The 23,572-nt window shown below is 63.7% G+C and carries 24 protein-coding genes; 12 read left to right on the plus strand and 12 right to left on the minus strand.

The features are described 5' to 3' along the window. Positions 1 to 35 precede the first annotated feature (35 nt). From BM190_RS23825 to BM190_RS23835, 3 genes are all read right to left on the minus strand, one after another. Positions 36 to 845: an ABC transporter permease gene (locus BM190_RS23825; protein WP_018322819.1), complete on the minus strand. Its 810-nt coding sequence runs from the start codon at positions 843 to 845 to the stop codon at positions 36 to 38. Between the two features lie 308 nt (positions 846 to 1,153). Then, positions 1,154 to 1,861 (minus strand): TetR/AcrR family transcriptional regulator, encoded by a 708-nt coding sequence (locus BM190_RS23830; protein ID WP_177237255.1) that lies wholly within the window; start codon positions 1,859 to 1,861, stop codon positions 1,154 to 1,156. Between the two features lie 210 nt (positions 1,862 to 2,071). Next, complete coding sequence (locus BM190_RS23835; RefSeq protein ID WP_018322817.1) at positions 2,072 to 2,920, minus strand: VOC family protein; 849 nt, start codon at positions 2,918 to 2,920, stop codon at positions 2,072 to 2,074. A gap of 224 nt (positions 2,921 to 3,144) precedes the next feature. On the opposite strand from BM190_RS23835, the gene BM190_RS23840 reads away from it, so the two are divergent. Both BM190_RS23840 and BM190_RS23845 read left to right on the plus strand, forming a co-directional pair. Continuing rightward, positions 3,145 to 4,038 carry a sugar kinase gene (locus BM190_RS23840; RefSeq protein ID WP_018322816.1) on the plus strand — a complete coding sequence of 298 codons (894 nt, stop codon included), beginning with the start codon at positions 3,145 to 3,147 and terminating at the stop codon, positions 4,036 to 4,038. A 6-nt stretch (positions 4,039 to 4,044) separates the two neighbouring features. Beyond that, positions 4,045 to 4,959 (plus strand): ribokinase, encoded by a 915-nt coding sequence (locus tag BM190_RS23845; protein WP_092259625.1) that lies wholly within the window; start codon positions 4,045 to 4,047, stop codon positions 4,957 to 4,959. Here BM190_RS23845 and BM190_RS23850 read toward each other — a convergent pair whose 3' ends face one another. Further along, positions 4,960 to 6,180, minus strand: a complete 1,221-nt coding sequence (locus BM190_RS23850; protein ID WP_092259627.1) for an NAD(P)/FAD-dependent oxidoreductase — start codon at positions 6,178 to 6,180, stop codon at positions 4,960 to 4,962. A gap of 228 nt (positions 6,181 to 6,408) precedes the next feature. On the opposite strand from BM190_RS23850, the gene BM190_RS23855 reads away from it, so the two are divergent. Both BM190_RS23855 and BM190_RS23860 read left to right on the plus strand, forming a co-directional pair. Continuing rightward, a complete protein-coding gene (locus tag BM190_RS23855; RefSeq protein ID WP_092259629.1) occupies positions 6,409 to 7,203 on the plus strand; it encodes an enoyl-CoA hydratase/isomerase family protein in 795 nt (264 codons plus the stop codon). After that, positions 7,200 to 7,808: a histidine phosphatase family protein gene (locus tag BM190_RS23860; protein WP_092259631.1), complete on the plus strand. Its 609-nt coding sequence runs from the start codon at positions 7,200 to 7,202 to the stop codon at positions 7,806 to 7,808. Before BM190_RS23855 ends, BM190_RS23860 begins: the two co-directional genes overlap by 4 nt. Here BM190_RS23860 and BM190_RS23865 read toward each other — a convergent pair. The 4 genes from BM190_RS23865 to BM190_RS23880 all read right to left on the minus strand — a co-directional run bounded on the left by BM190_RS23865 (position 7,768) and on the right by BM190_RS23880 (position 12,648). Beyond that, positions 7,768 to 9,108 (minus strand): TRAP transporter large permease, encoded by a 1,341-nt coding sequence (locus tag BM190_RS23865; protein ID WP_092259633.1) that lies wholly within the window; start codon positions 9,106 to 9,108, stop codon positions 7,768 to 7,770. The genes BM190_RS23860 and BM190_RS23865 overlap by 41 nt on opposite strands. Then, on the minus strand, positions 9,105 to 9,683 hold the full coding sequence (locus BM190_RS23870) for a TRAP transporter small permease (protein ID WP_018322810.1): 579 nt from the start codon (positions 9,681 to 9,683) through the stop codon (positions 9,105 to 9,107). Before BM190_RS23870 ends, BM190_RS23865 begins: the two co-directional genes overlap by 4 nt. Positions 9,684 to 9,869: 186 nt before the next feature. Further along, positions 9,870 to 10,877, minus strand: a complete 1,008-nt coding sequence (locus BM190_RS23875) for a TRAP transporter substrate-binding protein (RefSeq protein WP_018322809.1) — start codon at positions 10,875 to 10,877, stop codon at positions 9,870 to 9,872. 55 nt (positions 10,878 to 10,932) lie between these two features. Further along, the gene (locus BM190_RS23880) at positions 10,933 to 12,648 is read right to left on the minus strand and encodes an IlvD/Edd family dehydratase (protein ID WP_177237256.1); all 1,716 of its coding nucleotides are present in this window, start codon (positions 12,646 to 12,648) and stop codon (positions 10,933 to 10,935) included. A gap of 174 nt (positions 12,649 to 12,822) precedes the next feature. On the opposite strand from BM190_RS23880, the gene BM190_RS23885 reads away from it, so the two are divergent. The 3 genes from BM190_RS23885 to BM190_RS23895 all read left to right on the plus strand — a co-directional run bounded on the left by BM190_RS23885 (position 12,823) and on the right by BM190_RS23895 (position 15,449). Beyond that, complete coding sequence (locus BM190_RS23885; protein WP_092259637.1) at positions 12,823 to 13,506, plus strand: GntR family transcriptional regulator; 684 nt, start codon at positions 12,823 to 12,825, stop codon at positions 13,504 to 13,506. Positions 13,507 to 13,681: 175 nt separating this feature from the next. After that, a complete protein-coding gene (locus BM190_RS23890) occupies positions 13,682 to 14,857 on the plus strand; it encodes a TAXI family TRAP transporter solute-binding subunit (RefSeq protein ID WP_092259639.1) in 1,176 nt (391 codons plus the stop codon). Positions 14,858 to 14,891: 34 nt separating this feature from the next. Next, entirely contained in the window at positions 14,892 to 15,449 is a 558-nt protein-coding gene (locus tag BM190_RS23895) for a hypothetical protein (RefSeq protein ID WP_092259641.1), read from the plus strand. 36 nt (positions 15,450 to 15,485) lie between these two features. Here the strand turns inward: BM190_RS23895 and BM190_RS23900 are convergent, their stop codons facing one another. Together BM190_RS23900 and BM190_RS23905 are read right to left on the minus strand one after the other, a co-directional pair. Beyond that, positions 15,486 to 15,896: a hypothetical protein gene (locus BM190_RS23900; RefSeq protein ID WP_092259643.1), complete on the minus strand. Its 411-nt coding sequence runs from the start codon at positions 15,894 to 15,896 to the stop codon at positions 15,486 to 15,488. Between the two features lie 203 nt (positions 15,897 to 16,099). Then, the gene (locus tag BM190_RS23905; RefSeq protein ID WP_092259644.1) at positions 16,100 to 17,893 is read right to left on the minus strand and encodes a winged helix-turn-helix domain-containing protein; all 1,794 of its coding nucleotides are present in this window, start codon (positions 17,891 to 17,893) and stop codon (positions 16,100 to 16,102) included. 151 nt (positions 17,894 to 18,044) lie between these two features. Between BM190_RS23905 and BM190_RS23910 the strand changes: the two genes are divergently transcribed. Genes BM190_RS23910 through mddA form a run of 4 tightly spaced genes read left to right on the plus strand, consistent with a single transcriptional unit; the run spans position 18,045 to position 19,743 of the window. Continuing rightward, complete coding sequence (locus tag BM190_RS23910; RefSeq protein WP_092259646.1) at positions 18,045 to 18,350, plus strand: nickel-binding protein; 306 nt, start codon at positions 18,045 to 18,047, stop codon at positions 18,348 to 18,350. A gap of 53 nt (positions 18,351 to 18,403) precedes the next feature. Further along, complete coding sequence (locus BM190_RS23915) at positions 18,404 to 18,658, plus strand: hypothetical protein (protein ID WP_092259648.1); 255 nt, start codon at positions 18,404 to 18,406, stop codon at positions 18,656 to 18,658. Continuing rightward, positions 18,616 to 18,927, plus strand: a complete 312-nt coding sequence (locus BM190_RS23920; protein ID WP_143109072.1) for a hypothetical protein — start codon at positions 18,616 to 18,618, stop codon at positions 18,925 to 18,927. Before BM190_RS23915 ends, BM190_RS23920 begins: the two co-directional genes overlap by 43 nt. 42 nt (positions 18,928 to 18,969) lie before the next feature. Then, positions 18,970 to 19,743, plus strand: coding sequence for a methanethiol S-methyltransferase (mddA, locus tag BM190_RS23925; RefSeq protein WP_092259652.1), 774 nt, complete (start codon positions 18,970 to 18,972; stop codon positions 19,741 to 19,743). Positions 19,744 to 19,810: 67 nt separating this feature from the next. Here the strand turns inward: mddA and BM190_RS23930 are convergent, their stop codons facing one another. Beyond that, the gene (locus BM190_RS23930) at positions 19,811 to 20,635 is read right to left on the minus strand and encodes an NAD-dependent epimerase/dehydratase family protein (protein WP_092259654.1); all 825 of its coding nucleotides are present in this window, start codon (positions 20,633 to 20,635) and stop codon (positions 19,811 to 19,813) included. A gap of 89 nt (positions 20,636 to 20,724) precedes the next feature. On the opposite strand from BM190_RS23930, the gene BM190_RS23935 reads away from it, so the two are divergent. Beyond that, a complete protein-coding gene (locus tag BM190_RS23935) occupies positions 20,725 to 21,702 on the plus strand; it encodes an SMP-30/gluconolactonase/LRE family protein (protein ID WP_092259656.1) in 978 nt (325 codons plus the stop codon). 199 nt (positions 21,703 to 21,901) lie between these two features. Here BM190_RS23935 and BM190_RS23940 read toward each other — a convergent pair whose 3' ends face one another. Continuing rightward, positions 21,902 to 23,332: an aldehyde dehydrogenase family protein gene (locus BM190_RS23940; RefSeq protein WP_092259658.1), complete on the minus strand. Its 1,431-nt coding sequence runs from the start codon at positions 23,330 to 23,332 to the stop codon at positions 21,902 to 21,904. Between the last annotated feature and the right edge of the window lie 240 nt (positions 23,333 to 23,572).

Here is a 23,572-nt window from a genome sequence, read left to right on the forward strand (position 1 = left end):
GTTGTTTCGGCCGTTGGTGGCCGTTTGTGTTCTAGTTAAGAAGCGAAAATCACGTCCTCGCGCTGGCTGACATGCCAGGGAATGACCAGCTTCTCGATCCGGTCGACGATCCAGAACAGGATCACGCCGAGCAGCGCGAGGATCACCAGGGCTGCGAACATCGTCGGCAGGTCGAACGTGCCGATCGAGCGCTGCATCACGTAGCCGATGCCGGAATTGGACCCCACGAACTCGCCGACGACGGCGCCGACCACGGCGAGCGTCACCGACACTTTGAGACCCGAGAAGATCGCCGGCAGCGCGTGCGGCAGATTCACCGCACAAAACACCTGGAAGCGGCTGCCCTGCATGGCGCGGGCGAGATCGACCATGTCAGGATCGACCGATTTGAAGCCCTGCACCGCCGAGACCACCACCGGAAAGAAGCCGAGCAGGAACGCCGAGATCACCTTTGGAATGATGCCGAAGCCGAACCAGACCACGAACAGCGGCGCGATCGCGATCTTGGGCACGGATTGCGAGAACACCAGCAGCGGATAGATGTAGCTCTCCACCGTCTTCGAGCCCGCGATCAGCATGGCGACGGGAATGCCGAACAGAGCGGACAGCGCGAAACCGCAGACCGTCGCATAGGTCGTCGGCCAGGACTGGCGCAGCAATTCCGGCCAGTCGGTACGCAGCACCGCGACGACGTCGAGGGGCGACGGGATCTGGTAGGCGGGGATCCTGAACAGCCGGATGGCGAGATCCCAGGCGACGACGATGAAGACGAGGAACAAGAACGGCCGAACCCAGGCCGCATTCAGCAGCTTGGAGATCGCATTCTGCGGCTTCAGCTCGGCCAATTTTCACTCCCGGCTGTCTTCTTCGTTGTGGGGAGAAATTAACCCGTTGGATAAATACTGTCCAGACCTTTCCCTGTGACGTTTTGCGGCGGCGGTTCCGCGGTGCTTTGGAAATGGGACGTTGCTGCGCTGCGTCCGGGGCATGAGACCGCCCCACTCTCGGTGCCATTCTCCGCGAAAGCAGGGAATCCAGTACGCGGCGCCCTCTCCGCATCCCTTCGCTGTCTCTGGAATACTGGATCGCCCGGGCGAGGACAGCGGAGAAACTTGGCATCAGCAGCCGATCGTCGACCAGCGACGAGCGAGCACTACACCGTCTGCGCCACCACGCTGCGCGACTTCGGCGCTTTCGCGATCTCGAACAAGGCCACGGACTGCCCCGTCAGCGCCGCCAGCACCAGGCCGACCATATGGGCCAACCGCTCATCCTTGGCCTTTTTGTCCAGGAGATCGCGGCCGAAGATCACGCTGAGCGTCGCCGAGTTCGAGAGGTAGAAGAAGCAGAGGCCTGCGATCGAGATGTAGAGCTGCACCGGATCGACCGCGACCTGGAAGTCGCCGCTGTCGACGCCGCGTCGCACCACGGTGCGGATCATCTCGACGAAGGGCGAATGCATCGACTTGACCTTGGTCGATTTCTTCAGGTGCTTGGCGCGCGCGAGGTTCTCGGTCTGCAGCAGCGACAGGAATTCGGGATTGCGCAGGAAGTAGTTCCAGGTGAACTCGATCAGGCGCCGGATGGCCTCGGGCGGATCGAGATGCTCGAGATCGAGCCCCCGCTCCTCGCTGCGAATCTTGTCATAGGCGCCTTCGAGCACCGCGAGGTAGAGCTCGTCCTTGTTGCCGACGTGGTAGTAGAGCATGCGCTTGTTGGCGCCGGCCTTGGCCGCGATACGGTCGACGCGTGCGCCGGCGAGCCCGTGAGCGGAAAACTCCTGCTTGGCGGCTTCGAGAATGCGCAGCCGCATGCCCTCGGGATCACGCTGCCATTTCAGAGTTCGCTTTGCCTTCGCCAAGTGGAGTGCTCGCTGGGTGCTGTCGGTACGCATGTAACACGCGGGCAGCCCGCCGCATAGTTTCGCGACAGTGAAAGCCAAGCAAGCCGGTGTCGTAGGGTGGGCAAAGGCGCCCTTGCGCCTTGCCCACGTCTTCTCATCGAGCAGCCAAGACGTGGGCACGCTGCGCTTTGCCCACCCTACGAGAGTCTTCGAGTGGAAAGACCGCTTTCACCCCACCGGCTTGGGCGAGCGCTCCAGCAGAACGGTCTGAATGCCGCACGTCCCGTTCCGCACCGTCATGATTCGCGTGCCGGGCTTGCGGCCGTTGCGGACCTCGGTGACGTCGAGGCCGGCGGCGATCAGGCGGGCGCGCGTGGCGTCAATGTCGGCGACCCGCCAGCTCAGGCCCCAGAGCCGGTCACGCGCGTGGTCACCGCCGGCGACCGGCCGGCGGACCACCTCGACGATGAGATCGCCGCAGCGGAAGAACATCAGCTGGCCCCAATCCTGGTGCGAGCGATCGAGCGCCAAATCGAGCCCGAGCCGTGCGCCATAGAGCGCGGCGGCGCGTTCGGAATCCTCGGTGGTGACGACGACATGGTCGAGTGCGTCGATCGGCGCGACGTCGGTCGCCGGGGAGAGCGGACGCTCGTCGGCCAGTTCGAGGAAGAACATGCGCACGCCGCGCGTGAGTTCCGTGGCGGCGCGCGTGCGCTTCCAGTGCAGGACGGCGCCCGACTCGTCGTCGCTGCTTTCGACCTCGGCGACCGGATCCGGGCTCAGGGCCACCCGCTGCAGCCGCCGGTGCATCCTGCTCATGTCTGCGACACGAAAGCACAGGCTGGCGAGCACGCCCTCCTGGTCGTCGAGCAGCGCACGCATCCGATCGGCCGTCACGCTGAAACCGCTCGGCGCCATCAATTCGATCGTCATGTTCTCGAGGGTGAACAGCACGCGGTCGGCGCCCTCGCCGGAGTTCTGCCAGGCCGGCGCGCGGGCGAGCAGCGTCTGGTAGGCCGCCTTGGCTGCACCGATATCCCTGACCAGAGCGACGACGTGATCGAGGCCGGTGATCATATGTCCCCCTTTTGATCGACCCTTTTATTGACCTGGAACCAATGCGCAGAAAACACGGCGTTTGTCCGGGCTTGGCATTGCCCGGTGATGGTCGTATTCCGGCCTCATGCTGACCTCAAGCGCTTGGGGCGGCAGATTTGCGAATAATTTCAGCGATCCCTGAGCGGAACCGGTGCTACAGTAAGCGCGCCGGCCTGGACCACAAAGCGCATGACGGACAAGCAATGCAGGCTCTCTTCATCGGACAGACCTATATCGACGTCGTCTTCATTACCGACCACATGCCGACCGGAGACGAAAAGCACGTGGCCTCGGACTACGCGGTCTCCTTCGGCGGCAACGCGGTGACGGCGGCGTTCTGCTGCGCCAAGCTCGGTATCGTGCCTGACCTGATCGCCACCGCGGCCAATGACTGGCTGGGACGCATGTTCCAGGACATGTGCGCGAAATACGCGATCTCGCTGCACGGGCGGAAGGTCAACCAGTCCTCGCTCTCCTTCATCATGCCCAAGGACGGCAAGCGCGCCATCGTCCGCTGCCGCGACGACGAGCACATCCACCCCTTTCCGATGCTCAATCTCGGCGGCTGCCGCGCGCTGCACGTGGATGGTCATCAGCCCGATGCCGCGATTCACTACGCCAAGGTCTGCCGCGAGGCCGGCATTCTGACCTCACTCGACGGCGGCGGCCTGCGCACCAACACCCATGAGCTGCTGGAATATATCGACGTCGCCATCGTCGCCGAACGCCTGTGCGAGCAGATGGACCTGACGCCGGAGAAGATGCTCGACTATCTCAAGAGCCGCGGCTGCAAGATCGGCGGCATCACCATGGGCGAGAAGGGCCTGCTCTGGTACGACGAAACAGGGACGGTGCAGGTGATGCCGGCGATGCCGATTCCGCGCGAGCGCGTGATCGACACCAACGGCGCCGGCGACGTGTTCCACGGCGCCTATGTCTATTCCTACCTCGCCCATCCCGGCAAAAGCTGGCGCGAGCACTTTGATTTTGCCCGAGCCGCCTCGACCTTCAAGATCCAGCGCCTCGGCAACGAGGCCGGCTTGCCGACGCTCGTCGACATCGCCAAGGTCAGGCACGAGTTCGAGGTCAGGGTCTAGATCCAGATGGGGCGCGTTTTCGTCGCCGGCAGCATCAACATGGATGTGGTGGCGACCGCCGATCGCCACCCGCGCGTCGGCGAGACCGTCGCCGGCCGCGAGGTGCTGTATTTTCCAGGCGGCAAGGGCGCGAACCAGGCGGTGGCGGCGTCACGGCTCGGCGCGAAGACCATGCTGATCGGGCGACTGGGGAAGGATTCGTTCGGGGCTGAGCTGAAGACGTTCCTCGGCGCGCAAGGCATCGATCTCGGCTCGGTGCGCGACGCCGACACCCACACCGGCACTGCGATCATCACGGTCGCGGCCTCCGATAACACCATCGTCGTCATTCCCGGCAGCAATGCGCAGGTCGGCGCGGATGATGTCGCGGACGTGCCGCTGGCGAAGGGCGATGTCGCCGTCAGCCAGTTCGAGATCCCGCTGACGACGATTGCCGCGTTCTTTGGGCGCGCACGCGAGGCCGGGGCCGTAACCTTGCTGAACCCGGCGCCAGCGCAAAAGATGTCCGGTGAACTGCTCGCGCTCGTCGACATCCTCGTGCTGAACGAGACCGAGCTCGGCTTCCTCGCCGGTGAGGAATTATCCGACGGCGACGAGGCCGCGAAGATCTTCGATGTTGCGCGAATACTTCAGGCGCGCGCGGACCAGACCATCTGCATCACGCTCGGCAAGCGCGGCGTGCTTGCGCTTGCGGGGCGCGAAGAGGCCGCCGTGCCCGGGCGTGCCGTGAAGGCGGTCGATACCACCGGCGCCGGTGATTGTTTTGTCGGCGCGCTCGCCGCGCAACTGGCTGACGGTGTGCCCTTGCGCGCCGCCCTCGCCTTCGCCAACGCGGCCGCCTCGATCAGCGTGCAGCGCATGGGCGCGGGGCCGTCGATGCCGACGGCCGCGGAAGTGGCGGCTGTGCTCCGCGCTGGTTGATCACGCCAGCGCGCTTTTCAGATCGAAGCTTTCATCCGCGGCCTGCGCCGGCGTGATCGAGCGATTCATGCCCTGCAACCGTCGGCCGAACATGTGATCGCCGGCGCGGTTGATCGATTCGATGCCGAGCAGCGTCTCACCCTTGTAGCAGAACGCGGAAAACGCCTTGTTCGCGGCGCTGCCACGCAGCACGACGCGGTCGTAGCCGGTGGTGAGGCCGGAGATCTGGAGCTTATCGTCGCCCTGGTCGCTCCAGAACCAGGGATGGCTGTCGTAAGGTTTGCGGTCGCCGGTCAGTCGCGCGGCGAGGCAGCGGGCGTGGTCGGTGGCGTTCTGCACCGATTCCAGCCGCAGCGATCCGCCGAAGCGCGGGCTTGCGAACAGCGCGCAATCGCCGATCGCGGAGATGTCAGGGTCAGCCGTCGAAAGATATTCGTCGACAATGATCCCGGCGGCGACCGGCAGCCCGGCTTCCGCGGCAAGCTCGATGTTGGGCAGCACACCGACGCCGACCACGACGAGGTCGGCGGGCAGATGCCGACCGTCGCTCAGGGAGACCCCGGTGACCTTGCCGCCTTCTGCCTCGATCGAGGTCGCCTGCACGCCGAGATGGACGCGGATACCGGCCTCGCGATGGCGTTCCTGAAAATACTCCGACACCTCCGCCGTCACCGCCCGCGCCATCACGCGCGGGGCGAGCTCGAGCACGTCGACCTCGAGGCCCTTGATCCGCGCGGTGGCGGCGAATTCCAGGCCGATGAAGCCGGCGCCGATCACCACGACCCGTGACTTCGAGGGCATGATCGCACGCAGCGCCTCGCTCTCGTCGAGGATGCGCAAATACTTCACGTCGGGCAGATTCGCATTCGGCAGATCAAGCAGCCGGTTGCGCGCGCCCGTCGCCAGCACGAGATGACCGTAGGCCAGCGTCTCGCCCGAGGCGAGCAGCACCTTGTGGCCGGCGCGGTCGATCGACACTGCACGGCCCGCGATCAGCTCGATCTTCTGGTCCTGATAAAATTTCTCCGGCCGGAACATCAGGCTCTCCGGCCCGGCCGAGCCCTTGATATAGGCCTTGGACAAAGGCGGCCGCTGATAGGGCAGATGCGCCTCGTCATTGATCAGGCAAATGCGCTGCGAAAAGCCCGCCTGGCGCAGCGATGCCGCGACCTGATAGCCGCCATGGCCGGCACCGACGATGATCACCGGACCGTCGCTCATTGGACAGCCCATTTCCGGAAGACACGAGCGTGACCCATGCCGTCTCCTCTCTCGCTGATTTTGGTTGCTGGCCTTACGAGGAGCCGGCGCTCGTGTCCGTCCCTTGGCAAAGGCAGCCCCATTTGAGCCTATCGTTTCGCCCCGCGCAAGGGCGGCGGTCGGGGATTGTCACCCCTGCCCTTCTGCGATTTAGTTGCAGCAACCACCTCCTGCCGGAGACTCTCTCAGATGCCAGCTCCCATCTCCCAGCCCGATGATCCCGCCCTGCTGCGGATCGACGGCCCGATCGCGACCATCACGCTCAACCGTCCCGCCGCGTTCAACTCCATCAATCTCGCCATCGCGCAGAAGCTAGAGCAGCTTGCGGCCTATCTCGAAGGCGACGACGACCTCAAGGTCGTCGTGCTCGAAGGCGAAGGCCGTGCGTTCTCGGCCGGCGGCGATCTGCAGACGATTGGTGCCGCCGCCGAAGCGGGCACGGTGACGCCTGTTGTCGGCGAGCTCTTGAAGTACTATCACGCCTTCATCGAAATCATCCGGCGCATGCCGAAAATCTCGTTGTCCAGCGTTCACGGCTCGGCCGCCGGTGCCGGCATGGGCCTCGCCTTCGTCACCGATCTCTGCATCGCCGCGGACGACGCCAAATTCACGCCGGCTTATGCCAAGATCGGGGTGTCGCCGGACGGCGGCTCGACGGTCGGCATCGTCGGCACGGTCGGCTCCCGCCGGGCGCTGCAGATCTTTCTCGCCGAGGACAATTTTACCGCGCAGCAGGCCTATGAATGGGGCCTCGTCGCCAAGACGGTTCCGGCCGCCGAACTGAAAGCGGCCACCCGAAAACTCGCGGAGCGTCTGGCGCAGAACCCGCCGGCGGCGATATCAGGCACCAAATCGCTGGTCTATCAGGCCGCCACCACGCCGGTGAAGCAGCAGCTCGATGCCGAGGAGCACAAGATCATCATGGCGATGAACACGGAGGAATTTCGCAGCGCCGTGAAAAAATTCACGAGCAAGTCGAAGTGACGACACCAGCGCGTACGTTCTACGGCCTTCGTCACGGCGCGACCGACTGGAATCGCGAGGGACGATTCCAGGGGCGGACCGACAATCCGCTGAACGAGGACGGTCTGCGGCAGGCGCACGAGGCCGTGGACATGCTGCGCGGCGCAGGCATCAGCCGCATCGTCGCAAGTCCCTTGGCCCGCGCGGCGCGAACGGCCGAGATCATCGCGGCCGCGATCTCGGTGCCGCTGGCGATTGACGACGGCATCATCGAATTCGACTTCGGGAGCTTTGAAGGCCTGCCAGTTCGCGACCTCATGATCAAGCACGGGGTCAAGTCGGCGACGGGCCTCGTCTCGATCCTGCCAGCCGACGGCGAGAGCTGGGACACCATGACGAAACGGTCGCTGGCTTGCGTCTCGGCGTGGCTCGACCGTCATCCCGGCGACGATCTCCTGTTCGTCTGCCATGACGCGGTGATGCAGGGGATGGCCAACGCGCTGTGCGGCAGCTACTTCAAGAATAGCCATGGCACGCCGTTCCGTTACGTGCGCGAGCAGGCGCAATGGCGCGTCGAGCAAGTCGTTACTTCGGACAGATATAGCCCGTCCCCGCCGGCGACTTGAAGCAGCCGACCGATTCCGGCAGCACTTTCTGCGGCAGCCACAGCACCACGCTCGGGAAGTAGATCGCGAATGCGATCGTCCCCAGGAACACCAGATAGATCGGCAACGCAGCGCGTAGCGCTTTCGCGAAACTTATGCCGACGAATTTCGAGGCCATCAGCAGCACCAGCCCGTAAGGCGGCGTGATCAGGCCGAAGGCCAGCGTGGCGATCAGCACCACGCCCATATGGACGCTATTGATGTCACCCGCCTCCGTCAGTGTGTTGACCAGCGGCATGAAGATGATGATGGTCGGCACCGGTTCGATGAAATCGCCGACCACGGTGAAGAGCAGCACCATCAGCAGCATGATCAGATGCGGATCGTTACCTGCCATCGAGGTGATGATTTCGGCGATGTAGCTCGCCCCACGCAGATAAGCGAGCATCCAGCCGAAGGCATTGGCCGCGCCGATGGTGACCAGCGGCAGCGAGAAGATCAGTCCGGCAATGCAAAAATCGTAAGGGATACTCTTGATGTGCCCGCGATTGAGCGCGGGGATCACGACCAGCACGATCCAGACCACGGCGACCACGCCGGCTTCCGTCGGTGTGAACCAGCCGGTCAGGATGCCACCGAGCAGGATCACCGGGATCATCAGCGGCAGCGCCGCATCGCCGGCAGCGAACACCACCTGCCGAAGCGGCGCGCGCGGCTTGCGCAGGCCGGAGGGGCCGAAGAAGTAGCAATAAAGCATCAGACCGAAGCCGATCATCAGGCCGGGCACCACGCCCGCCATGAACAGGCCCGCGATCGAGACGTTGCCGACCGCGCCATAGACCACGGCGGTGATGCTCGGCGGCACCAGCGCGGCGATTGTGGAGGCCGAGGCAATGATGGCGGCGATGAAGGCCGGCTCGTAACCCTCTCGCTTCATCGGCCCGCCAAGCGCGCGGCTCATCACGGCGACGTCGGCGGTGGTCGAGCCCGACATCTCCGAGAAGAACATGCTGAAGACGACGACGACCTGCGACAGCCCGCCCCTGATATGCCCGACCAGCGACACCGAGAGGTTCGCGATCCGCACCACCACATTCGCCGAGCTCATGAGCTCGCCGACCAGCAGAAAGAACGGGATCGCCAGCAGCGCCTCGGAATCGACGCCGTCAAAGATCTTCTGGATGATGGCCGCGAGCGAAACGTCGGAGAGGATCGCGCCGATGAAAACGCCGGCCATCAGCGAGAACGGCACGGGCACGCCGAGATAGCCGAACGACAGGAAGCAGATCGTCATCAACGCCAGAACAACAGGTGCGCTCATAGCTGCGCCCTCGCCTGCGCGTCGGTGACGATGGGCGTTCCATCCTCCTCGGGCGGCTCGGGATGGTCGAAGCCGTTGCGCAGGCCGTTGACCAGCTGCTCGATGGTGAACAGGCCGATCAGCACGCCCGACAGCGGGATAATCGCATAGAGCGAGGCGATCGGCGTACCCGACGGCAGGCGAAAGCTGCCGAAGCCGCGCAGATAATTCTGGTAGCCGTACCAGATCAGGCAGAAGGCGACACCGAGCACGACGAGACGGATGATCAGCTCGACGATCAGCCGCGAGGTGCCGTGCAAGGCCTCGGAGATCGCGGTGAGATAGAGGTGGTCGTTGCGGCGCGTCGCAGCGGCCGTGCCGATGAAGATCGCGTAGATGAACAGCGTCGAGGTGACCTCCTGCAGCCACAGCCAGGGATGACCGATGGTCCGGGTGACGATGTCCGCGGTGACCGACAGCGAGAAGCCGAAGCAGAGCACGCCGCAGAGGATCATCAGCGCGAGCTCAAGCCAGTCGAGCCAGCGCCATTTCAGGTGGCGTTGGCGATGCACGAGCAGTTTATCGGCGATGGCCATTAGTCCCCGTCCCAAAGCTATCGGATGTGACAGCTGGGAAGCTGCCGATCACACTCGGCCTGCATGGTTCGAGACGCCCGCTTCACGGGCTCCTCACCATGAGGGTCTAAAATCTCGCCGCGAAACTAGACCTCATCCTGAGAGCCCGCCGCAAGGCGGGCGTCTCGAAGGATGGCCGCAAGCGACCTAATTGATTGACCGGATCAAGTCCTTGATCTTCTCGGCGTGCGGCCCGAGCTCCTTGGCGAGCTTGTCGAGATAGGGATCGGCGACCGCAACAAAGCTCTTCTTGTCGACGTTATCGACGACCTTCACGCCCATCTTCTTCAGCTTTTCGGCGGCGGTGCGCTCCAGCTCGAACGCCTTCGCCGGCTCCTTGGTGCTGATCTCGTTGGCCGCCGTCTGTACCCAGCCCTTCTGCTCGGCCGACAGGCTCTGCCAGAGCTTGTCGGAGATGAACACCAGCGCGTTGTTGGCCTCGTGCTCGGTGATGTTGAGGACCGGCGCCACCTCGTAATGCTTGTTGACGAGGTAGACGTTGATGCTGTTCTCGGCGACGTCGACGACCCCGGTCTGCAAGCTGGTGTAAACGCTGCCGAACGGCATGTGCACGGTCTGGGCGCCATAGGCCGGGAACATGGTGTCCTCGGTCGCGGTCGCCTGCACGCGGACCTTTGCGCCCTTGATGTCGCCGACGTTGTGGATCTCCTTCCTGGCGTACATGTGGCGCACGCCCTGCGATCCGGTCGCGATCACGTGCAGCCCCTGCGTGGTCTCGTCGATCATCGTCTTGAGCGCTTCAAACACGCGGGGATCGGCCAGCCCCTTGACCACGTGCTTCTCGTCACGGAACAAATAGTGCAGCGACATCACGCCGGCCTGCGGCGAGATCGTCGCGGTGTTGGCGGAGGAGATGATCGAGAATTCGACGTCTCCGGCTTTCACGAGCTGGAGCACCTGCGGCTCCTGCCCGAGCTGCGCGCCCGGATACTGGTCGATGATCATGGTGCCTTTGCTCAACTCCTTGAGCTTTTCGGCAAAGATGTCGCCCGCGATGGAATAGCCGGTGTTGCGCGGCTGGTCATAGGCGAAGCGATAATGCTTCACCTCCTGCGCCCCCGCCCCGGTCACGAACAGCACGGCGGCCGCAGCCGCCAACCCATGTAAGAATCCTGGCATGGATCGTGCAATCATCGTTTCCCCCTATGTTATCGCCCGCCGCTTGTGCGGTCTGAGCGCTCGTCGTTCGTCAGCTTGTCTCGGTCTTCCCAGTCCTCTGCATGAAGTCGAAGTCGCAGCCCTCGTCGGCCTGCATGATGGTTTCGTTGAACAGCCAGGCATAGCCGCGCCGCGCCTCATCGGGCGCAGCCGCCGGCTTCAAGGCAGCGCGCCGGCGCTCCAGCTCGGCCGCATCGACCAAGAGCTCGATGCTGCGCTTGGCTACATCCAGGCTGATCTTGTCGCCGTTCTTCACCAGCGCCAGCGGCCCGCCGACGGCGGATTCCGGGGTGATGTGCAGAACGATGGTGCCGAACGCGGTGCCGCTCATGCGCGCATCCGAAATGCGCACCATGTCCTTGGTGCCGCCGCGCGCGAGCTTCTTCGGAATCGGAAGATAGCCGGCCTCCGGCATGCCCGGCGCGCCTTTCGGGCCGGCATTGCGCAGCACCAGCACGTCGTCGGCGGTCACGTCGAGATCGGGATCGTCGACGCGCAAGGTCATGTCCTCGACGGATTCGAACACCACCGCGCGCCCAGTGTGCTTCAACAGCTTCGGACTTGCCGCGGATTGCTTGATGACCGCGCCGCGGGGCGCAAGATTGCCGTGCAACACGGCAAGGCCGCCCTCTTTCTTAATCGGATTGTCACGCGAGCGAATGGCGTCCTGACCGGGCACGTCCTCGGCATTGGCGACGACATTGCGCAGGGTCTGGCCCGAGATGGTCTTGGCGTCGAGATCGACGAGGTCGCCGAGTTGCGCCAGCAGCTTCGGCACGCCGCCGGCGTGATGGAAATGCTCCATATAGTGCTCGCCCGACGGCTTGAGGTCGACCAGCACCGGCACCTCCCGGCCGATCTGGTCGAACACTTCGAGATCGAGCCGATGCGGCGAGCGATGCGCCATCGCGGTCAGATGGATCAGGCCGTTGGTGGAGCCGCCAATCGCCTGGAGCACGACCTGCGCGTTCTTGAAAGACGCGGGTGTCAAAAGCTCGCTCGGCTTCGGCCCCTTGGTCTTGGCCATCTCGGCGGCGACCTTGCCGCTCGCCTCGGCAAGGCGGAATCGTTCGGCATGCGGCGCCGGGATCGTCGCGCTCATCGGCAGCGACAGGCCCATGGCTTCGATCATACAGGCCATGGTCGAGGCCGTACCCATCACCATGCAGGTGCCGACCGACGGCGCGAGACGGCCGTTCACTGCTTCGATTTCGACATCGTCGATTTCGCCGGCGCGATACTTGCCCCATAGACGGCGGCAATCGGTGCAGGCGCCCAGCACCTCGCCCTTGTGATGGCCGACCACCATGGGACCGACCGGAATGACCACGGTCGGCAAATCGGCGCTGATCGCCGCCATCACCTGCGCCGGAAGGGTCTTGTCGCAGCCGCCGATCACGATCACCGAATCCATCGGCTGGGCCCGGATCATCTCCTCGGTATCCATCGCCATCAGGTTGCGCAGATACATCGAGGTCGGATGGGCAAAGCTCTCGGCGATCGAGATGGTCGGGAACACGAACGGCATCGCGCCCGACAGCATCACGCCGCGCTTGGCGGCTTCGATGATCTGCGGAACGTTGCCGTGGCAGGGATTGTAGTCGCTATAGGTATTGGTGATCCCGACGATCGGACGCTCCAGCGCGTCGTCGGAATAGCCCATGGCCTTGATGAATGCCTTGCGCAGGAACAGCGAGAAGCCGGCATCGCCATAGCTCGTCAGACCCTTGCGCAACCCACTCGTCATCATGCCACTCCTTCAGTTGCCATTGTGGTACAGCCCGCACCTCGATTGTCAATAAGCTTGGCCCATATTGTCGCATTTTCCGCCCAAAGGCTCGATCTTCGGCACGAATTATTGACAATCTGTCCCTTCCCTGCTCCACAGGGCGAGCCGGCCAGACGCCGGGAGGCCGAGGGCATGTCCGACATTCGCACCGCAGATAGCATGCCGATCCGGCACGACGATCCGGACGACGTCGTCGCGCGGCTGGAGGAGGACATCATCTTCGGCCGCCTGCCGCCCGGCGCGCGCCTCACCGAGGACGCGCTGATGTCGCGCTACGGCACCTCGCGCCACTTCGTGCGCCAAGCCTTGGTGGATGCCGAGCGCCGCGGCATCGTCCGCCGCGAGAAGAACGTCGGCGCCACCGTCCGGTTCTACTCGGCCGAGGAGGTCCGGCAGATCTACGAGGTCCGGGAGATGCTGACGCGGCAGGCGGCACTGATGATCCCTCTGCCCGCGCCGCAAGCCCTGATCGACGAGCTCTCCGCGCTGCAACGACAATATTGCGCGAGAGCCGATGCGCAGGATCTGCGCGGCATCCACGAAGCCAACGACGCTTTCCACCTCGCGCTGTTCTCGGCCTGCGGCAATCCCTACCTGGTGGGCTCGCTCCAGGACTACATGAACCTGACCCTGCCGATGCGCGCCAAGAACCTCGCCGACCGCGACGGCCTCGCGCAATCGCGGCGGCAGCATGAGATGATGATCGAGCTACTCAGGGGACGCGACAGCTGGGCGCTGGCGCAGCTGTGTGTCGATCATATGCAGTTCAGCAAGAGGGATTATCTGGCGAGGATTGCGGACGAGGCCAGGCGCTAATCGGCAAACTTCTGCTGCAGGCATCCATCACGGAACGGCGCTGCCCCGGGCGCGTTGGAAGGCCAAGCATAAGGCTCGGTCTTGGTTCGGAGGCCGCGGGTGGCAGTTTCTCGCAGCATGTCGCGCCCAAGGGAGGACTGACCGAGCAGGTTGAATAATGAGGGTCTGCGGAGCGATGCGGACCGGTTTGTTCATCGCATTGATTGCGGCGGCCTGGCTCGGCGGACAGGTCCAGGATTCTTTCGCGCAAAAGCGGCCGTCGGCTTCTCCGAGCGAATCCACGAAGGTGTCTCCGAGAAAGGAAGGCACCCCGAAGAAGGAAACGGGACGACCTGCGGACCCGTTTACGGTGGGATTTGTAACCGGTTCGCCGCAATGCACTGAATTCGCGATCGCTCAGGACATTGCGACCACGCTCGCCGGCGGTCAGGAGACCGGTCCTCATGGCCAAGTCGCATTGCGGGTCCTGCCCATCGTGGGAGACGGCGGTGTCCGCAACGTCCTTGATGTGCTCACCCTCGCAGGTGCCGACGTGGCGATTTCGCCCGTCGTCCTCGTCGACCGGCTCCGGGAGACAAGGACCTTCGGGGATATTTCTGACAGGCTGACCTACATTGCCCCGCTCTATATCGAAGAGTTCCATCTTCTCGCACGGGCGGAAATCGGAAGCCTGACGGAGCTTTCGGGAAAGAGGGTCAATCTCGGGGACGACGGCAGTGCCGGCGCCATTCTCGGCCGCGAAGTGTTGAACCGTCTGGGCGTCGAGATCATGGAGTCGAACCTGGGACCGGAGGCCGCGCTGGATGGTCTGAGGAAGGGAGATCTCTCCGCCGCTCTGCTGGTCTCAGGAAAACCGCTCAGCTTCCTGACGCAGGTCTCGCAACTCGATGGTATTCACCTCCTGCCGATCCCCTACTTCAACGAGCTGCTGCAACAAGATTATCTGCCATCGACGTTCCGCCACAAGGATTACCCGAATCTGATCGCCGCCGAAGCGAGCGTTGACACGATCGCGATCAAATCCGCCCTCTTCGCCTACAACTGGCCGAGCGGCAACGAGCGATTTCGGTTGCTGGAGTTCTTCGTCCAGACATTGTTCACGCGCTTTCCCGAATTTCTCGGGGACGCCCATCATCCTAAGTGGCGCGAAGTAAACCTGGCCGCACAACTCCCTGGATGGCGACGATTCCGACCGGCAGAGCGCTGGCTCCAGCAGCAATCGGGAGGGGAAGCCGCGCTTCGCAAGGCGTTCGGCCGGTTCATCGAGGGAAAGCCAACTGCCGATCTACCTGATCGCGAAGAACTGTTTCGGGATTTCCTGCGCTGGAGAGAACGCAATCCGGCCAAGTGAGCAGACTTGGGCAAACAAACCTCGGGAGGTATCGATGCGCAAAACCGTGGTGGGCGCAGCCCTTGTTGCGTTGCTCGCCTTGATCGCCGATGTGAGGCGCCCCGCCGCCCAATTTGCTCCCTTCTGGCCACAAGCTCCGCAGCTGCTCCCGGGCACAGCGCCACCGGCCGACGAGGTCGACAAAACCAGGACAGCCCCTCACCGAAAGAAGGCACATAGAAAGCACAAAGTCGTTCGTCCACCACCAAACCAGCGGGAGGTCGCGGAAAAAAACGGATACCAGCGGGTCAGCGATCTCGTGAACTTTCCGAAGTTCTTTCCGGGCCTCGGCACTATATTCGTCAAGCCCGACACCTTGCCGCTGGGGCCGTTCCTGACCTTCGATCGCAGGGACCGTCTGGTCGCGACCGTCTACATGGTCCCGAACAAGGACATCGACGATCACAAAACGTTGGAGGGGGCGGGGTCAGCAGGACCAGTTGACCACGTCAGCTTCTACTTCAACCCAGGTCACCCCGGCGTGGATGTGCCGCATTACCATGTGGTGCTCTGGCACGTGACCAAGAAACAGGAAGCGCGCGTTGCCAAATGACGTACGACAGGTCATGCGATCACGTCACTAACGATGTCAGTACCGCCTCAGCAGGCCACGCTCCACGCTGGTCTCGCCATAATCGGCGCAGGCCCTTTTCGGGTTTTGGATCAGGTCCGTTCGGACCCGTCTGAACGTTTTGCGGGCCGCGTCGGACACCTCGGGACGGAATTTGCGGGGATCGTAGCTCTCGCCGTCGCGGGCCTTGATGGCCGCAGCATAGGCGTCGATCATGGCCATCGCGACGTCGGGACTGCCGAGCAGCCGGGCGCCGAGCTGAACGCTGCCGCTGCCATCGACCTCGTAACCGTCGCATCGCTGTTCGAGCACCACGGATGCCGTGACGAGCTGGTCCAGGAATGCCGCCTCGGCCTCGGTGAGAGGTACGGCTAGCGCCGGTCCGGAAACGATCATCGCGAATATCGCGACTGACAATTTGATTTTCATTGTCGTGGCTTTCGCTGCAGCTTTTGCGGCGTCATCAACGCAACCGTTGCTGAATTCCGATCGCACAGATCGAAAGCCGAAACGCTGGAGCACCGTTGATCCACATCAAGGGGCGAGAAACCAAAGCATTTGGCGGCACCGGCTGACCCGAACGAAAAATCACGTGCCGCTTGACAAGACAGGGTAGGTATCGCGGACGATCGCTAGGCAGCGCGTCCCGTCGCACGCATATCGGCCCCGCGTCGCAAAGCCGCACACTCAGCCTCGAACTTCCGCGAGCCCAATTCGCCAGCCACGAGCTGCGCCGCATGAATTTCCGCCGAGGCGCCTCGAACGTCATCATGCGCCAATTGCAGCTTCGCGATCCGCAGCCTCAACCCGACGGCCTGCACTCGTCCGTCGATGCTCGACCACAATTGCCGGGCCAGATGCAGATGTCGCAGCGCTGCCTCATAGTCGTCGCGCGCATGCGCGAGGACCGACTGCGCTTCGTTCGTCAATGCGCGGATCGACGGCATCGGCCACCGGTCCGGACTTCCGGAGAGCTCCTCGATCAGTTCAAGCGCCTGCTCACGACGGCCCGTGTACGCGGCCGCGAGTGCCAGATGTGCGAACAGGATCCCACGCCGCTGCAGGGTCCACCAGGACTTTCCGATCAGACTGCGCTCGAGGCTGGCGTAAGCCGCCTCCGCTTCGCCTCGCTCCAGCAACAGCATGGCGCGACCGGGTTCCGGGCACCAGCCGAGCGCGTAGGCCTTTTCATAGGCTTCGAGCGCGTCGTCTTCATTGCCGATCGCTGCGTAAACGTCGCCAAGCACGCGATTGGCATCGCCGATCGCCCAAGGCGCGTCACCGGTAAGCCGTGCCAACGAGTCCTGAATTCGGAGCAAAGCTTCGCCGAGCGAGCCCCTGACACCGAGAACTTCTGACCGATGAAGCTGGCAGGAGCCGGACAATTCCATCCCGCTCTCGGTGCAATATTTCTGATAACCCAGCGTCCACTGGTCGGCCCTGGCCCAATCTCCGAACATCCGCGCCGCCCACAGAATGTTGCAGTAGAGGATGCCTCCGACGATCGGATCGATATCGCCGCTGGAGAGCGCCATCGCAGCGGCGAGGTCCTGATCCGCTAGGCCAGCGCGTGTATCGCCCAGACACAGCCGGTAGAACCCGCGATAAGCAAGACTCAGCGCCTCGATGCCAACAGCGTTCTTGTGCCGGACCATGCTGTACGCGATATCGGCAAGCGAAAGCGCCTGTTCAGGCTCGCCGTCGAACGCGGCGACCTTCGACTTCATCCAGAGAATGAGCGCAGTCGTGGCGGGATCCTCGACTTCGGAGGCCCAGTCCTCCGCCTGTGCCAGCCAGCCCTTGGCAATCGCCGCCTGGCCGCGCTCGAAGTGCAAGCCGGCGAGTGTGACGGCATCGATGACGGCCAGCGGCACGTTGCTCGCCTTGGTATGGGCAGCAACCGCACGAGCCAAAAGAGGCAGGGCCGCATCGGCCTTGCCGGTGCACTGCAAGGCCAGCGCCCATCGGTGCAAGTCGGCGCCATCGAGCGGTCCGACGGTATCGGCCGCCTCGAACAACGCTGCGGCTTCGTCCCAGGCTTGCACGTCAGCGGCGCGCTGAGCTTGCGCCCGCACGTCCGGAACTTGCCCGCCCGTCGTCTGGGGAGCGGCGAGCTGCATCTCCGATACGCCGTCGATGCAGAAACGATATCCCCTGCCCGGCATGTTCCGGATGGCACTATCCATGCCACCCTTGCGCAGCACGCCACGCAGCATGCTCACCGCCCGCTGCAACGAATTGTCGGTGACGGTTACATCAGGCCAGAGGGTATCGAGCAGTTCTTCCTTGGTGACGACCCGATCCCGGTTGCGCGTCAGGTAGACCAGCAGATCGAACACACGTGGTTGCAACGCGACTTCCCGCTGCGCGTGGATGAGCGCACGGCCCTCTTCATCGAGCTCGAAGGGTCCAAACCTGAGGGTCATATCGTTAAGTCCAGGCAATGCGGAAAAGGTTCAGACAAGGATCAGGCAATGATCAGCCCGCGGTAAGGACGGTCAGCACCGGTCGCCCCTATAGCTCCTCACGGCCCGGGTCGCTTCCGACCGCCGGCAACAACCCCCGAGGAGATGTCTGATGGAACTCTATGTCATCCGCCGCCCGAGCGCCTGGGCAAATTTGAGCGAACTGGAAGCCGCCGGCGCGAAGTCCGCTCGGATCGGCAACGAGCAGATGTCCGACCGCGTCCGTTGGATCCGCAGCTATGTGGTCCATGAGGCCGACGGCCGCATCGGTACCTTCTGCATCTATGAAGCGCGCGATGGGGAGTCGATCCGCGAGCATGCACGGCGCGTCGGCATGCCGGGCGAGGAGTTCTACAAGGTCGCCACGACAGTGGTCGTCCGCGGCGATCCCACACCGCAGACGGTCGCCGCCGAATAGCAAATCAGCGCGGGCGCCGTCATCGACTCGGGATTCCATGAAAGGATAAGAAAATGTCCGTTCAGTCTCAGGCGCCGCCCGCACCGAGCCCCTCGCAGCGATATCTCGCCGGCATCCTGTTGCGGCTTCGCCGGCTCATCAACCAGTCCGTCGCCAGCATGCTGGCGAACCGCGAGAAGGCCGCAATGCAGTTCGCGAAGGGTTGCGGCGGCACCACGGCCAGCGGTGATGGCACGGTTCGAGACACGCTTCATCATGAGAGGATTTGCATTTCCAGCAACAGCTTCAATTCGAGGAAATTGTCATGAGTTCTTTCATCCAATCCGACGCTTCCGAAGCCAAGATCTCCTGTTTCAAGAATTTCAAATCCAGAATCGTCGCGGTGGCGATCGGGACGTTCGGGGCCGTCCTGATGTCGCTTGCTCTGGCTTCGGCTGCAACGACGTTCGGCGACCATCGCACCGAAGGCGTGAGCGGCGGCGCAGTGGTCCAGAAAAGCCCTGGCAAGTGCGCAAGGGCGCGACGGTTCCGACAGCCTTTTCAACCTGACGAAGGCGGCGGTGACACCGCCCGCTGAAACAGCCGTTCAAGCCCTCACCACTGAACTGGAAACTCCATCATGTCCATCACCATGCAAAACGGACCTACTCAGACCGCAAGCTCGCTCTTGGCACGAAGCTTCGTGCTCAGCTATGGCCTCCTTGCCTATCTCATCTTCTTCGGGACCTTTCTCTACGCCGTCGGCTTCATTTCGCAATTCATCATGCCCAAGACGATCGACAGCGGCGTGGCGGGTTCGACCGCACAGGCCCTCTTGATTGATCTCGCGCTGATGTCCCTGTTTGCCGTCCAGCACAGCGGCATGGCTCGCCAGGGCTTCAAGAAGCTGTTCGCCGCCTTCGCCTCACCCGCGCTCGAGCGCAGCACCTATGTGCTGCTGGCAAGCCTGAGCCTGATCCGGCTGTTCTGGCAATGGCGTCCCATCACCGCCGCGGTTTGGGAGATAGAGACGCCGATGGCAGCCTACGCCGCGGTCGCCGGCAGCTTCGCCGGCTGGCTCATCGTGCTGTACAGCACGTTTCTGATCAGCCATTTCGAATTGTTCGGACTGACGCAAGTCGTCAGCCACTTTGCGGGGCGGCTCGCCGAGCCGATGAAGTTCAGGACGCCGGGCCTCTACCGCCTGATCCGGCATCCTATCTATCTCGGCTTCATTATCGCGTTCTGGTCGACGCCTACCATGACGCTCGGGCACATGCTGTTCGCGATGGTGACGACGGCCTACATCTTCGTCGGCATCTGGTTGGAGGAGCGCGACCTGATCACTCTTTTCGGAGATCAGTACCGACACTACAGGGAGAAGGTGGCGATGTTGATCCCGGGCCTGTTCTGATCCGGCGAACCTACGATTTGAGCGGCCAAGCAGAACTCGGCCGCTCTCACGATGTCGAGCGCGCTCCCTAGCGCTTCTTCCAGTCGATGATCCGGTCCGGATCCGCATCGAACTCCATGCTGCAGAACGTGCCGCCCTGGAAATAATCGCCGACCGGATCCGGCTTCAGCTTGGCCTGCTCGGCCATCGCGTGCTCGCGGAAATCCTCGGCGCGCCCCGTGGGGCGGTAGCCGAATTCGTAGGCGCGGCTGTTGTCCCACCAGGCGCGCTCGTTGAGGGATGCACCGTAGAAGATTTCGAAATGGATGTCGGGATGCTCGAGCCCGATGCGGCAGAGCTGCACGAGGTCGTCGGGCTTGAGCCAGATCGAGAGCCGGCGCTGATCGAGCGGCATGTCGCCGAAATTGCCGATGCGCAGGCACGTCACCTTCAGCCCGTGCTTGTCGGCATAGAGCGCGCCGACGGCTTCGCCGAACACCTTGCTGACGCCATAGCGACCGTCTGGGCGCGGGGTCACGTCGGTGCCGATCTTGTGGTGGCGCGGATAGAAGCCGACGGCGTGGTTCGACGAGGCGAACACCACGCGCTTGACGCCCTTGCGGTAGGCCGCCTCGAACAGATTATAGCCGCCGATGATGTTGGCCTGGAGGATCTGATCCCAGTTACCTTCGACCGAATAGCCGCCGAAATGAATGATGCCGTCGACGCCCTCGCAGATCGCCTCGCACTGCGCGAGATCGGCGAGGTCCGCTGCCTTGAACTTCTCGTTCGCGCCGAGATCGGCCGGCGGCTTGATGTCGGACAGCAGGAGATCCGAATAGATCGGCGGCAGCAGTCTTCGCAGGCTCGTGCCGATTCCGCCCGAAGCTCCCGTCATCAAAATACGCGGCATGTCTTCCCTCGCCGTTGGTGACCGATTTGCGGTCACGTGTCTCTAATGATAGCAGCATTGTCCAGAGGGAACGAAACGAGAGAACCGACATGAATGAGGCATCGTCCCACACCCAGGAGCGGCCAGGCTGGCGGCCGGCGACGTATTACCCCGACCCGGCCATTCGTGCACTCGATCCCCGTTTCGAAAAATACTGGCTGAAATTGTCCGCAGTGGAGCGGCTGGCGACCGGCCTGCGCTGGGCCGAGGGTCCCGTGTGGTTCGGCGACGGGCGCTATCTCTTGTGCAGCGACATCCCGAACCAGCGCATCGTCAAATGGGAGGAGGAGACCGGCGCGGTCTCCGTGTTCCGCAAGCCCTCGAACTTCGCCAACGGCAACACGCGCGACCGGCAGGGCCGGCTCGTCACCTGCGAGCATGGCGGGCGGCGCGTGACGCGCACTGAGTATGACGGCAGCGTCGCCGTGCTGATGGATCAATTCAACGGCAAGCGGTTGAACTCGCCGAACGATGTCGTTGTTAAATCGGACGGCTCGATCTGGTTCACCGATCCGACCTTCGGCCTGCTCGGCAATTACGAGGGCTACAAGGCCGAGCCCGAGATCGAGCCGAATGTCTACCGGCTCGATCCCGAGACGCGCAAGGCGACCATTGTCGCCGAGGGGGTGCTCGGGCCGAACGGGCTGTGCTTCTCGCCGGATGAAAAGATCCTCTATGTCGTGGAATCCCGCGGCGTGCCAAACCGAAAAATCCTCGCCTATGACGTCTCGGCTGACGGCACCGAGATTTCCAACAAGCGCGTCCACATCGATGCAGGTCCTGGCACGCCGGACGGCATGCGCTGCGACATCGACGGCAATCTCTGGTGCGGCTGGGGCATGGGAGATCCCGAGCTCGACGGCGTCGTGGTGTTCGCGCCCGACGGCGTCATGATCGGCCGCATTGCCCTGCCCGAGCGCTGCGCGAACGTCTGCTTCGGCGGCGTCAAGCGCAACCGCCTGTTCATGGCAGCGAGCCAGTCGATCTACGCGCTGTATGTGAACACGCAGGGGGCGATGGGGGGATAGGCGCTCCACAAATGACGGTCTCGTAGGGTGGGCAAAGGAGCGTAAGCGACGTGCCCACCACCGCGCCGTCGCGGGCGCGAAGACGTGGGCACGCTTCGCTTTGCCCACCCTACGGCACCTCGCCTTCGCGACACGCCGCCCAAAACAAAAACGCCGGAGCGGTTGCCCGCTCCGGCGTCATTCGTTCACGCGCTAAAACTTACGCCGCGTTGAAACCGGCGACGGCCTTCACTTCGAGGAAGTCCTCGAGGCCGTACTTGCCCCACTCGCGTCCGTTGCCCGACTGCTTGTAGCCGCCGAACGGCGCGGTGCGGTCGTTGGGCACGCCCTGGAGGTTGACGTTGCCGGCGCGGATCTGGCGGCCGACGCGCTTGGCGTCTTCGACCGAGGCACCCGTGACGTAGCCGGCAAGGCCATACGGCGTGTCGTTGGCGATCTGCACGGCTTCGGCTTCGTCCTTGGCGCCGATGATGGTCAGCACCGGCCCGAAGATTTCTTCGCGAGCGATCGTCATGTCAGGAGTGACGTCGGCGAAGATGGTGGGGCGGACATAGAAGCCCTTGTTGACGCCTTCGGGCAAGCCCGGGCCGCCGGCGACGAGCGTTGCGCCCTCGTCGATGCCCTTCTTGATCAGGCCCTGGATCTTGTCCCACTGGCCGCGGTTGACGACGGGGCCGATGGTGGTGCCTTCAGCGCGGGGATCGCCGGCCTTGGTCTTGTCGGCGACGGCCTTCGCGATCGCGGCGACGTCCTTCATCTTGGACAGCGGCACGATCATGCGCGAGGGCGCGTTGCAGGACTGGCCGGAGTTGTTGAACATGTGCATCACGCCGCCGGTCACCGCCTTCATGAGGTCGGCGCCTTCGAGGATGACGTTCGGCGACTTGCCGCCGAGCTCCTGGCTGACGCGCTTCACGGTCGGCGCGGCGCGCTTGGCCACGTCGATGCCGGCGCGGGTCGAGCCGGTGAAGGAGATCATGTCGATATCGGGGTGCTCGCTCATGGCGGCGCCGACCTCGGGGCCGAGGCCGTTGACGAGGTTGAACACGCCCTTGGGCACGCCAGCTTCATGGAGGATTTCCGCGAAGATCAGCGCCGAGGTCGGCGTGAACTCCGACGGCTTCAGGATCATGGTGCAGCCGGCGGCGAGCGCGGGCGCGACCTTGCAGGCGATCTGATTGAGCGGCCAGTTCCAGGGCGTGATCATGCCGACCACACCGATCGGCTCGCGCAGCACCATGGCGGTGCCGACCGGCTCTTCGAAATGGTAGTTCTTGAGCACGTCGAGCGTGGTCATAAGATGGCCGAGGCCGGCACCGGCCTGGAGCTTCTCCGCCATCGGCAGCGGCGCGCCCATCTCGTCGGAGACGGCGGCGCCGATCTCCTTGAGGCGGCCCTTGTAGACCTCGATGACCTTGGTGAGCAGCGCGACGCGCTCCTCGCGGCTGGTCTGGGAGAAGGTTGCGAAGGCGCGCTTGGCGGCGGCAACCGCCTTGTCCACGTCGGCCTTGGAGCCCAGCGCAACCTCGTACATCGCCTCTTCCGTCGCGGGATTGACCACGGCGGTGGACTTCTTGACGGCGGGATCGACCCAGGCGCCGTCGATGTAGAATTGCATGCGATTGACCATCGTTAACCTCTTCTTGGGGGCATGTGGGGGCGTTTCGGCAGGCATCCTTGCACGAAAGCGCCGGCAATTGAACCCGCCATATGCGGGGCCAGCGTTGCGGCGGACGGAGGTTATATGAGCCGATGGCGGGAACGTGGCAAGGTTCTCTCAGCCGTCATTCCGGGGCGATGCGAAGCATCGAACCCGGAATCTCGAGATTCCGGGTTCGGCTCTTCGAGCCGCCCCGGAATGACACCTCGA

This window comes from Bradyrhizobium sp. Rc3b (genome assembly GCF_900114915.1).
In the GTDB taxonomy this organism is placed as follows: domain Bacteria; phylum Pseudomonadota; class Alphaproteobacteria; order Rhizobiales; family Xanthobacteraceae; genus Bradyrhizobium.